This window comes from Candidatus Zixiibacteriota bacterium (assembly GCA_026397505.1).
Taxonomy (GTDB): Bacteria; Zixibacteria; MSB-5A5; order GN15; family PGXB01; genus JAPLUR01.
The window spans coordinates 1-11,717 of sequence record JAPLUR010000021.1; the positions used below are offsets into that span (position 1 = coordinate 1).

Genomic DNA, 11,717 nt, shown 5'->3' on the forward strand with positions numbered 1-11,717 from the left:
GTCTGCCGCTTCCCCCGTGAAAACCTCGGATTGATTACCTGTGGCTCACTATAAAAGAGGCCACGAATAGCAGACTGGTTTGGATTCACGAATAAAACCCGAAAATGGGCTTGACTTGATACATAGCAGACCCTGCGGAACGACAAAAATATAAAAAAGTTGAAAGTGCAGGACTTTGGACCTATAATACTATTACATAATATATCACTTCTTTCATCCCCGTCAAGCAAGATTACAAAAACGCAGAGCCCTGATCCACCGGAATTTGTCAGCTTGCGGTAGGGCAGAACCCCAGACGAAGGGGAGTGTTGAAAAACCCCGGCAAGCGGACGCAGGGTGCCATTACGGGCATTGAAAGACAACAGGTTAAAAACAGCTTAATCTCGAATATGTGCCTTTATCAACAGTCCCGAAGTCTTGCGGTTCCGCCATTTGCGTCGCATCTATGGGCGGGTAAATCGAAACCCTTGCGCCTGTCCCGACTGGGCATTCAACATCCTCATCACATCAAAATCAGTAGCACTTCGCTGGTGAATTGGATCCCCCTTTTAACAGAAAGCACGGCTATTTATGTGTCTAAAGTCAAAAAGCAATTTATCAACTTTCCCAATGTCAAGAATTGTCACCCGCGTGGCCTATACCCTCAAAATCGACACGAGATCACTACAAAAGAGAACAAAAATGAAGAAACGACCCCCCCCGCTCTATGAGTTACTCGGTTGTGGGGCAACGGATTGCAGAATCATGCCCCGGAGAATCCCAGCCTTTCCGCCTTATGGGAATTGAAAGTGCTGACTTGTATCCCGATTGAAGTTCCGTTGAAAATATAGTGATTCATATCTATAGTGAGGGCAGTAAACTGGCCTGGCAAAAGCCGATAGGGTGCCTGTCACACCTTGAAGTTGGAAAAAGATCGATTTTTCGCTTTTAGAAAAGATCCCATCTGTCAGAAGGGCTACACGTTACCCAAAAAAGACTTGACAACTGAGCCGGTATTGTTCAGATTATTCTTCGATAGATTCAATTAACAATCATTATTCAGCATTGAGAGGAAGGTGTTGTTATGGTCTCTGACATGATCCACGGGCAAGTAAAGTATATCTATTTGTCTATTATAGGACTAATTCTTGCGCTTGTCCTTCTGGCGGGATGCGGCAAGGAGTCCACTGGCCCGGTGGCGACTACAGGGGGACAGAAATTTGGGCCTCCGGTGCCACGCGATGCCGGGAAATACCCCTACGCCGTTACATCTGCCGATTTCGACAAGGATGGCGATTTGGACTTGGCCATAGCGAACTGGCTCTCGGACAATCTGTCGATCATGATCAACCGAGGCGGAGGATCCTTTGAAGAGAATTATGCTACCGGAGAAAAACCGAAGGCTATCTCTGTAGTGGACCTCAATGCCAATGGCCACAACGACCTGGCGGTAGTTAACTTCAACTCTAATAGTATATCGATTTTAATTGATTCAGGGGAAGGTAAATTTGCCGCAGCGGTTAATTATAGCGTCGGAAATAACCCCTGTGCCATTTGCCCCGCAGACCTGGACAATGACGGCGATAGTGATCTTACCGTAGTAAATAATAGCTCGGATAATATTTCCGTACTGATAAACAATGGTGATGGAACCTTTGATCCTGTCGTCAGCTATCCTGTAGGCGATGCTCCGCGTTCTGTTTATGCGGGCAACCTTTTCGGGGACAATGCCGTGGATCTGGCCGTTGTCAACAGCGCGTCAAATAATATTTCGATTTTAAAGAACAATGGTGATGGGACTTTTGCCGCGGCAGTTGATTTTGCCGTTGGTAAGAATCCTTATTCGGTCGCCGGAGGCGATCTTGACGGCGACAACGATATCGACCTGGCTGTGGCTGATTTTATGGATGACAGTGTTTCCGTACTCCTTAATGAAGGTGATTCTACTTTCGCGGACACTGTAAAAGCCTTTGGCGTGGGAAATGGACCCGCCGCCATCATTCTTCAGGATATTGACAACAACGGCAGCAAAGATATGATCGTAGCAAACTACGAATCGGGAGACATTTCTGTTCGCAAAAACCTGGGTAACGGCAGCTTTGGAAGTCAGGTCAGATATCAGGCGGGATTGCACCCTGGAGCCGTGGCAAGCGGCCTTTTTGACGATGATAATTACATCGATCTGGCTGTGGCAAATGAGGGATCGAATGATCTTACTATATTCAAGAACACCGGCGTTGGGGCATTTGCGGATCCGACCACCTACCGGACAGGAAGGGCTCCCGTCTTCGTCTCCACAGGAGATCTGGATATGGATGGGCACATAGATATTGCCATAGCAAATTCTTCGGACAACGATATCCATATCCTGGAAAACGATGGACACGCCGGTTTTCTTTCGGTTACTGATTACGAGGCCGGAAATGGTCCGTGGGGAATTCTCGCGGCCGACCTAAACAAAGATTCGGCCGCCGATGTTGTGGTTGCGAACGACCTTTCGGGTGATATCTCTGTCTACCTGAATACCGGTGAAGGCACCTTCAATTCGCCTGTTTATTACCCGGTTGGGGAAAATCCCCGTTCGGTGATTGCCGTAGATATTAACCTTGATGGCAATATGGATTTGGTTGTGGCCAATGCCCGCAGCGATAATGTCTCGGTTCTGTATGGAGACGGTACCGGGGTGCTTGCGGCTGCGGCGAATTATCCTGCCGGAGCAGTCCCGTATTGGGTGGCCGCCGGTGATGTTGATGGAGACGGTGACCTTGACCTGGCCGTTACAAATTTCTCGAGGGATTGGGTTGCTGTTCCTAATCCCGGCTCAATCGATAGTATTTCTATTCTGATAAATTGCGGCGATACATGTTTTTCCCGATCCGAAGACTTGAGTTTTGGTGTTGGTGAGGGTCCCCGCTCGCTTGTTCTCGCCGATCTTGACGGAGATGGCGACAGTGATATTGCAGTCGTGAATACATATTCCAATGATCTTGCTGTCCTGCTGAATGATGGATCGAGTCATTTTTCTGCACCCGCCAGATATGCTGTTGGGAACCATCCCACTTCCCTGGTCGCTGTTGATCTTGATGCGGATAATGACCTGGATTTGGCCATTACAAACTATTGGTCCAATTCAGTCACTGTCCTGACAAATAATGGTAATGGCACTTTCGGTAGTATCTCCACTTTCGATGCCGGCGGCGATCCGGTTTCGATTTTCTCGGAAGATCTCGATGGCGACGGTTACAATGACCTGGTAGTGACTAATCGTGACGCGGGCTCCGTGGTCGTCCTGATGAACCAGAGGTAGCGAATTTGTCGGAACGAACAGCGCTGATTTGCAGGCCGATGTAAGAAATTAGTGCGAAATCAGAGTTGACAGGAAAGGGGATAGTCATTACGACTATCCCCTTTGGCTTTGAGGGGTGTTTGCGATTCAATTGCCCGGTAATGCCATGAGGCATTCAGTCTACCTCAATCTTTCCCGCACTATATTGGCCGCCCGCCTCGGCGCGCTCCCGGAGTATTTGCCCGGCAATAGCCAAACGCTTTTGTTATTATGGCCACAGGAGCCGTCACTCAGGAAAGCGGGGAAGTTCTTGACAATCCGGGAAAGTTTAGTTATTGTCAAATCACTGAAAAGTTCGAATAGTGTTTTTTGAGCGCTTATTTGCAAAATCTCGGATTTTATCTGCAACTCAAAGATAAATAAAATGAAACTTACATTGCTCATTTTGAGTTCTATTACTTAGTCAAAAACTAAAACGATACTAATCATAGGAGGTATTGATGGTATTGAGGATTGCTACCACGGTAATGCTGGTGTTAGTGCTCGCTTTCTCGATGGCGACCGCCCAGAACTCCGGCAGGGTTGAAGGATTGCTGAAGGAGATCGACTCCTGGGTTCTTACCGACACGAGCAAAATAATGGCCTACATTGACAGTACTAAAGCAGTGACGACAAAAATGCTGGAATCATCAAAGTACTGGGAACCAACGGTCAACGACCTGACTTTTCTGCTCGGTATTGATCTTATCACCAAACCCCAGATTGATAATACCGGCCGGATTTATTTCGAGATGCGCTTAACCGGAGAAAGCTCGGCCCTCTTTTACCTCGATAAGGCGATGGGCTGGCCGATTCAGCTGACACCCAACAACTGGACCGAAGAAGGTTTTACCATTTCAGAATTTGCGGTGCATCCGTCGGGCGATTTTGTCATTGTCAGTGTTTACAAGCACGGCGATGAGATGCATGATTTATGGTATTTCTCTCGTGACGGCAAATTTCGACCGTTGCTGGTTGACCGCAAGACGGCCTTTTTCGGGCCGATGTATGATGAGGACAATCCCGACCGGTTCTTTGTCGTGACATACGATCGTCGCACGATTCATTTCGCCCGCTATACTCTATCGACCGGGGTGCTCGATACGCTCTACACCGAGCCGGGGGTATTTTTCCCCGGCGACTACTACAAAGGCAAGATGACTGTCATTCGCAGTTATTCTGCTTCCGAGGCGCAGCTTTGCATTTATGATCTGGCGACCAACAAAATGACGGTTATGTCGGATACGGCCATTTTCAGCAATGCCTTATTCACGCAGGACGGTAAAATCGTAACCCTGACATCCATTAAATCCAAACCGGAGGAATTCCTGAAGTACTGCCTGCTCGATCCGGCCAAACCGAATGAATTCACAATCTTGAATGACCCGCGGATGGAAGTGGATAAGACCGGTTTTGACCGGAAAAAAGGCCTGGTTTTCCTGATTCTGAACAAGGAAGGGTATTCTCAGCTGGCGGCCTTTGACCTCAGGGGAGCGTCAATACCGATGCCCAATACCGATATCGGCATCATCTCCAATATCGGCAGCAACGATTCGGGTGAGGTGGTTTTTGATTTTTCCGCGCCGACGATGCCGCCGACAGTCTTCAAATTCAAACTGGGCGAGAACAAGCTGCAGCAGATCGGGAAAATCTCCACTTTCGGGTATGACTTTTCAAAAATCGAGGTTAATTTAATCAAATATAAATCATACGATGGGACCATGATACCGGCCTTTGTCTATATTCCCGAAACGGCTCAGAAGGACGGTACTAACCCGGCTATTATCGATTATCACGGCGGACCGGCGGGGCAGAGCCGGCCGTATTTTTCGCGGAATATGGCTTTCGCCCTGAGCAAGGGATTTATCTACATGCTGCCCAATGTTCGGGGATCATCCGGTTACGGCCCGGCCTATGAGCAGGCTGATAATCTCGAAGGGCGATTTAATGCTCTCAAGGATGATGAGGCGGCCATCGATTATCTGATCAACGAGGGATGGTCGAAGCCGGATAAAATCGCCATCTGGGGCGGCTCATACGGCGGCTATACGGTTGATTGGCTGGCCACGCAATGCCCGGATAAGATTGCCTGTGTTGTCTCACAGGTGGGCGTGTCGGATCCCGATCATACCATTCTTAACTCCAACCCGGTTTTTATACCGTCATGGGAGAAGGAATATGGCCCGGTCGGCGGCGCCTTGAACCGCAAAGTAGCGCCGATTTTTTATGCCGAGAATGTCTCAAAACCGATTCTGGTGACGGGCGGCTTCAATGATCCCAGAGTTCCTCCTTCGGACCCGAGGCGCTTTGCCTATGTTCTTTCGCGGCTCGGCAAACCGGTCTGGTATTATGAGGCTACCGAGGCCGGCCATGGAGCGGCCATGAAAGCTCAGTTGACTCACGATTTAGCCAGCAGCTATGTTTTCACTTTGATGCATGTGATGAAGTAGTCTATTTCATTTGCGGTTTGTATCGGATTAAAGGCGGCAATAGAAAGGCCGCCTTTTTTATCGCCGGAGAATTATTCATAGAGGACACTGTACCGCAAGTGGTTACGTTTGCGCAACGGGAACCAAGCCATGGAAAAATGCGCGAACCATATGTGTGCCAAGAAGATGACAAAAATGGCTTTGTTTCTCCGTTTTTATAAATATCTCTGTCTGAATGCGGCGGCGATTTGGTATCGAGGCCCTGTTGGAGGAGGCGGCATTGGCTTGGTTGGCGTTAAGCTGTTTTTCGTTTCCTGACATATAAATAATCACTGCTTCTACATAAGGGGGGGGAGGTGGAAATCACCATTGGTTCGATGTGGATTTTGCGGGAGGGGTGGGGGATGGGATTTGGATGATGGTAAGTGTCGAAAGCGCCCGCCGTCGGCGGGATTTGGAACCATAAATCAAAATGGCTAGATATCTGACGCCATATATAAAGGATGCGATTTAAGAATTCGAAGACCTCGGTTACATAAGTGCCTTACATTCTTTATTTTCCTATTGCTGGATAAAAATATATAATCACTCGTCATTAGGTGTTTTATCACCGCAATGACATCTGCCGCAATATTCGCTATACCTGAAAAATCAATGATCCAAGGTTGCGGCAGAAAATGAATAAATGGATCGCGTAAGCGATTTTTCACTATTTTGATTGAATCTAGTTGTTTTTTTGTTAGTTCAAGTGGCTTGATAAAATCATATACTCTATTATAATCAGGCTTCTGAAGCCTTTTAAGGGCCGTATCAAAACCAATCAGACGATTTCCCTTTTTTGTTGAATTTATGGCGCCGGGAGAATCCGGCACCTCCAGTGCAGCTATTAGAAACCCATACAATGCTCCGTGCAGTGAAATTGCAGCCCACTTCCAATATTTAGGGTCTTCTATGCTTTTTTCAATAAAAAATAGACTTTTCTCAAGATAGTCCTTCGCATTGTCAAATATATCAAAGTAGACATTATTTTCTTTAATTACCCTGTCTTTTTGCATTTTATAATCCTTTTCCTCAGTTACCCATAGGCATAACCCAATGCGGTTTCGAAGCCTTGCTCTATTTTCATTGGGTGCTCAATTGAAAGCCTTTGGCAGCATCAAACTCCAATCTACGGAATGAGTAGAAATTACGTCGAAGAAGATGCATCACCATTATGAAAGCAGAATTGTTTATTGGTATCTCAGTGGATAAATAATTGAACTTAATTGATATTTACTGATATAAAAAAAAGGAAAATTAGCTGTTCCCTTTAAATAGATAGTTAAAGTCGAGGGTCCACTTACTTTTATAAAATCCTCAATTGACATATCTAAATAGTCCTCGTCAGACTTATTAGAAGATGATGTATATTCACCAAAACCGGGATCAGTCGCTTGGCTTGAAGTTAAGCCAATTCTTATCTCTTGGTTTCCGTTGGGTAAGTATAAAACAACTAATGCTTTTACTACCACATAGCCACTATCGGGAACGGAAATATTTATTGAATCTATTATTGGCCAATTTTGCGACCAATTCGGATAAGGGGGCGTTAGGGTTAATATCGGGCCTTGCTGATCATAAACATATTCCTTAAAAGTCAATTTCGGTCCGCTCATTTCATGAGAATGATTGCCAGATGCAAGTTGATTAGCCTCCGCACCAATTTTATCCTCACTTTCCAGGTCTTCATATGCGCTATATCTCGCCGTGTCCAAGATGCCGGTAGCCAGTTCAGATGCATCAATTGTTTTATCAAGGGAATGCCTCGCTGTATCGGCAAATTGCGATATTGCAGATCTGAAAGAGAATATGGTGCTTGCCAGACTTGTTCGTGGTGTCATTTCAGGGTCAAGTCCGACTGTTATACCAAGCCAGAGTGAATCATATTTGGCAAGAGAATCAGGGAGAGGATTTGTTGAGCCCAAGAGATGGCTAAATAGTCCATTCTTAGTTTGAATTGGGACATATCCGAGTGTCGTCCACAGTTGATACCCACCGACTGACATATCATAAATAGAAAATTTGAATGAATAAACATTGTCTGGAAGAGGATTGCCAATATTGTCAGTCAGGCGCCCCTGGTAGCTCATTATCTGAGGAACACCTGCGAATGCAGACAATTCAATGAATATCAATATCAATAAATTCGCCATCATCAATGACAATCGCTTGTTCATATTATCCTCTCTAATTTTGATTCATATTTTCTTGGTAATTATCGCCTTTAATTTATTTGAGTTGTGGGCATTGAGGTATCGGCCCGCCTTTGTATAAGTAATTTATCAAGTAAGTTATGTCCGATATATTGATTGGACCGTCTCCCCTAGCATCCGCCTTGGAAAAACAAGGGGGGTGCGGCCCATCTTTATACAGATAATTTATTAGAAATGTAATGTCGTGAATATTGATAAGGCCATTATCATTGGCATCGCCTGGCTTGTTACAACATGAATAGATATATGCCCAGAATCCGTTATGAACATCATTCGTGCTGCTTTGAATTGAGTTTACTACTGGCTGCCCTATGGTTGCATCTATGGCGAAATTTGCTGATTTGCATTCAGTAATACCAGTTCCGATTACTTGCCAAGTGACATTACCTTGGCTGAGAAGACTATTATTCTTGCTTGATATTTCCAGATTAGAATTGGCATCATTTATTGACACTTGAATCGTTGGCTGGTCTGCGGGAACATGAATGGTGGCCGCAAAAGCATTACTCGCGCTCAGAAACAAAAGCGCGAGCACAATCCAAATAAATGATATCTTGCCCATATTAATCCCTCGTAAGAGAAATTGCAGGTAAATATTAACCTGTAATTAATATAACCCCAACCGCGCACAACGCAAGCAATTTCTGCCGGATAGAAGAGTAAAGTGATTGGGTTTGGCAATCACTCTCCTAGTGTTCCGGCGCTCTATTAGGTAGGTCAGGAGCTTTACGCTCCTGACAATACTGTGTCAGGTCTGCAAGAGACCTGACCTACGAATCCTCAGAAAGCTGTCAGGTCACCATTCCCCGCCGCGGCGGGGAATTAAGGACATAACGGAACAAGCAGTATTGCGCTCCTCTGATTGACATTTGCGCCCCAAAACTATATATTGGCGCCATGACAAGAGCACGGAAACGTTTTCGGCCTATTTTTATTTGGGGTTGGATTTTTCCGGTAATTATCACGATTGCTTTGCTTCTTTCAGGCTGTTCCAAAAGCACCGGGCCGGACAACGCCCCGCCGGTCATAAAGGAGATTACGGCCAACCCTGATTTTGCGCTTCCCGGCTCACAGATTCAACTGGTTGCAGATGTGTTTGATCCCGATGGTGATCCCGTTAAATTAAAATGGTCAACCTATAAGCGGGCCGGGAAATTTACTCCGGATACCAGCGAATCAACAATGTTGAGTGTCTCGAGCGCCCTGTTATCGGGAATGAAATTGAAATTGACCCTTCTGGCGACCGACGGCCATGATTCGACATATGCCGACAAATGGATTCAGATTGACACCGGCAACACTGTTTCGGGCTATGTCTATCACCCCTCAACAGCCATTCCGATTTCGGGGGCGATCGTGACAATGGCCGATCGGGCCGATACCTGCGACACGGCCGGGTATTATATATTGCCCAGTGTTGCCAGTGGCAGCTATACTCTGGAAGCAACCCTGGCCGGTTATGGCCCTTATTCCGCTCTTATGGAAGTGAATGGGAATATTGATCGGAATATCTATCTTCAGAGTGAATATTATACGACCATTTTGAGCGGCAACGTTCTTACTATGGAAGGAAGTGTTTTGCCGGGGGCGCATGTTTCGGTATTGAATCCGGATGGTTTTTCCTCCGATCTTGTCTCGGTAGCCGATTTCCAGGGGGGCTATGCTATCGACGGTATTCCGGTCGGGTTGCGGCAACTGGTAATTCAGAATTGGGGGAATCCGGTTTATGATTTGTATCCGGATACAATTGAAGTCGAGGTAGCGCCCGGGGGCACCAGATTTAATTTGATCGGCAGGATTCGCCGCATTGCTTTCGAGTCGATCGGAATCGCCTCACCCCAACTCTGGAAATTGGAGAACGACGGTGCTTATCAGGCGTGGAAAATCGATACTGCCGGTAATTGCTACCGTTTCGATTTCCCGAAAATGACTGATTTCGGAAAATTGGCCATGGCCAGTGCGGTGAGCATTCCCCTCGGCTCCAAAGATGTCCACTGGATTATCGAGGCCGACCTGGTCGAGGCAGCTACTGACGTTTATTTCAGCATTGATGGGTTTTTTGTATATGGCAATACTATTGGGGGCGGGACAAGAAAGGTTATGATTGATAGCCCGATTGATATATCACAGTCTTATCTTATTGGTCACAGTGTTGCGGTGGAATTTTATGTCTGGCAGGAACGGGCCGGGATTCCGGGTCGTGCCGGTTTAAATCGATTCTCCATTTATTATTATAGATAAGTCTGGCGCTTTCAGACGCTCAGCCGACTAATTCATACTCCATTTGCTTAAAGATCTTACATTCTTCTCTAATTTCTTGCATATCAATAGATAATGACAGAGATGACTACGAGAGAAAAAGCATACAATTATTATCATGATTTATTAAATTAAGCCGATTATATTTGTGTGAATATATAAGTATTATTATCCTCTTTTATTCTTGACAATTAAGAGTGAAATTGTTATAATTACTCTTGATGTGTGACGTATATGTTTTTGATAAAGATTATGAGTAGAGTTACAAGATGATTTGTGAATTTATTCACAAGCATAAATGGATAAATATTCTCCTGGTTGTCTATCTGAGGTCATCATAGATGAGTTTTAACCGTCGTGATTTTATCAAGCTGGCAGCGGCCGGTTCCCTGACCATTCTGGGTGATACGGCTCGGGCGAGTGAGAAGAAGACGGCAGTCGATACCGATCTGGCTATCGGAGTCCTGGTCGACACCGTTGTATGTAGCGGTTGCCGGAAGTGTGAATGGGCCTGTAATGATGCCAATTCTCTTTCCAATCAGCCTCTGGCCGCGTTCGAGGACAAATCAGTTTTTGTCAGACACCGCCGGCCGAATGCTTCGGCATATACGGTGGTAAATCAATTTGCCGGAACCGGAGCTATCGACAAGAAATATAATATTAAAGTGCAATGCATGCACTGCAATGATCCGGCTTGCGTTTCCGCCTGCATAGTGGGGGCTTTGAGGAAGGACAGTCGGGGTCCGGTCACTTACGATGCCTGGAAATGTATCGGTTGCCGCTACTGTATGGTGGCCTGTCCTTTTCAGATACCCGGTTATGAGTATGCGAATGCCCTCAATCCCCAGGTCAGAAAATGTACCTTTTGCCTGAATAAGGTGGATGCGGGCGAAAAACCGGCCTGTATCGGCATTTGTCCCAATGAAGCGCTGACGTTCGGAAATCGCCGGGAGCTGATCGATCTGGCCCATAGCCGAATCGCGGCCAGTCCCGAAAAATATTTCGATCATGTTTACGGCGAGAAGGAAGCAGGCGGCACGAGCTGGATGTATCTGGCCGGAGTGGATTTTGCCGCTACAGAACTGCCTCAACTGGGCGATGAGCCGCTCCCCCACAGTACCGAGCCAATTCAGCATGGAATATTCAAATCGTTCGTTCCACCCCTGGCACTGTATGGACTTCTGGGACTGGCTATGTACTCTTTCAGACATAGGGATGAGGGGAAGGCAGGCGAGGAATGAGCGCGCACGAGTTTTCTCTGCCGGTGAGGGTGAAATTTTTCACCACCGGGACGAAAATTCTATTTGGAATCATGGCGGCCGGTCTGGCGGCCTACGCCTATCGTCTTCTATTCGGACTGGGCTCGGCCACCAATCTTACCGATCAATATCCCTGGGGTCTCTGGATCGCGGTTGATGTCGCCTCGGGTGTCGCTTTAGCGGCCGGCGGATTCACAACCGCGGCTCTGGTCGA

The 11,717-nt window shown here is 46.6% G+C and carries 9 protein-coding genes; 5 read left to right on the top strand and 4 right to left on the bottom strand.

What is annotated here, in order from left to right; all coding sequences use genetic code 11:
- Positions 1-1,063 precede the first annotated feature (1,063 nt).
- On the top strand, positions 1,064-3,286 hold the full coding sequence (locus NT002_01145; GenBank protein ID MCX6827879.1) for a VCBS repeat-containing protein: 2,223 nt from the start codon (positions 1,064-1,066) through the stop codon (positions 3,284-3,286).
- Positions 3,287-3,765: 479 nt separating this feature from the next.
- Complete coding sequence (locus NT002_01150) at positions 3,766-5,754, top strand: prolyl oligopeptidase family serine peptidase (protein ID MCX6827880.1); 1,989 nt, start codon at positions 3,766-3,768, stop codon at positions 5,752-5,754.
- Positions 5,755-5,856: 102 nt separating this feature from the next.
- Here the strand turns inward: NT002_01150 and NT002_01155 are convergent, their stop codons facing one another.
- The 4 genes from NT002_01155 to NT002_01170 form a co-directional block, all read right to left on the bottom strand.
- Positions 5,857-6,054 (bottom strand): hypothetical protein, encoded by a 198-nt coding sequence (locus NT002_01155; GenBank protein ID MCX6827881.1) that lies wholly within the window; start codon positions 6,052-6,054, stop codon positions 5,857-5,859.
- Between the two features lie 155 nt (positions 6,055-6,209).
- Entirely contained in the window at positions 6,210-6,788 is a 579-nt protein-coding gene (locus NT002_01160; protein ID MCX6827882.1) for a hypothetical protein, read from the bottom strand.
- 174 nt (positions 6,789-6,962) lie between these two features.
- On the bottom strand, positions 6,963-7,949 hold the full coding sequence (locus NT002_01165) for a hypothetical protein (protein ID MCX6827883.1): 987 nt from the start codon (positions 7,947-7,949) through the stop codon (positions 6,963-6,965).
- Between the two features lie 52 nt (positions 7,950-8,001).
- Positions 8,002-8,547, bottom strand: a complete 546-nt coding sequence (locus NT002_01170) for a dockerin type I repeat-containing protein (protein ID MCX6827884.1) — start codon at positions 8,545-8,547, stop codon at positions 8,002-8,004.
- A 335-nt stretch (positions 8,548-8,882) separates the two neighbouring features.
- On the opposite strand from NT002_01170, the gene NT002_01175 reads away from it, so the two are divergent.
- The 3 genes from NT002_01175 to NT002_01185 form a co-directional block, all read left to right on the top strand.
- Positions 8,883-10,226: a carboxypeptidase-like regulatory domain-containing protein gene (locus NT002_01175; GenBank protein MCX6827885.1), complete on the top strand. Its 1,344-nt coding sequence runs from the start codon at positions 8,883-8,885 to the stop codon at positions 10,224-10,226.
- 359 nt (positions 10,227-10,585) lie between these two features.
- Complete coding sequence (locus tag NT002_01180) at positions 10,586-11,485, top strand: 4Fe-4S dicluster domain-containing protein (GenBank protein ID MCX6827886.1); 900 nt, start codon at positions 10,586-10,588, stop codon at positions 11,483-11,485.
- Positions 11,482-11,717, top strand: a 236-nt coding sequence (locus NT002_01185) for a Ni/Fe-hydrogenase cytochrome b subunit (protein ID MCX6827887.1), incomplete at its 3' end; no start/stop codon positions are given. The genes NT002_01180 and NT002_01185, both read left to right, overlap by 4 nt.

Bases quoted from the DNA above. Each gene is read 5' to 3' on its own strand.
- NT002_01145 (MCX6827879.1), top strand. From the start codon at position 1,064: ATGGTCTCTGACATGATCCACGGGCAAGTAAAGTATATCTATTTGTCT.
- NT002_01150 (MCX6827880.1), top strand. From the start codon at position 3,766: ATGGTATTGAGGATTGCTACCACGGTAATGCTGGTGTTAGTGCTCGCT.
- NT002_01155 (MCX6827881.1), bottom strand. From the start codon at position 6,054: ATGTCAGGAAACGAAAAACAGCTTAACGCCAACCAAGCCAATGCCGCC.
- NT002_01160 (MCX6827882.1), bottom strand. From the start codon at position 6,788: ATGCAAAAAGACAGGGTAATTAAAGAAAATAATGTCTACTTTGATATA.
- NT002_01165 (MCX6827883.1), bottom strand. From the start codon at position 7,949: ATGAACAAGCGATTGTCATTGATGATGGCGAATTTATTGATATTGATA.
- NT002_01170 (MCX6827884.1), bottom strand. From the start codon at position 8,547: ATGGGCAAGATATCATTTATTTGGATTGTGCTCGCGCTTTTGTTTCTG.
- NT002_01175 (MCX6827885.1), top strand. From the start codon at position 8,883: ATGACAAGAGCACGGAAACGTTTTCGGCCTATTTTTATTTGGGGTTGG.
- NT002_01180 (MCX6827886.1), top strand. From the start codon at position 10,586: ATGAGTTTTAACCGTCGTGATTTTATCAAGCTGGCAGCGGCCGGTTCC.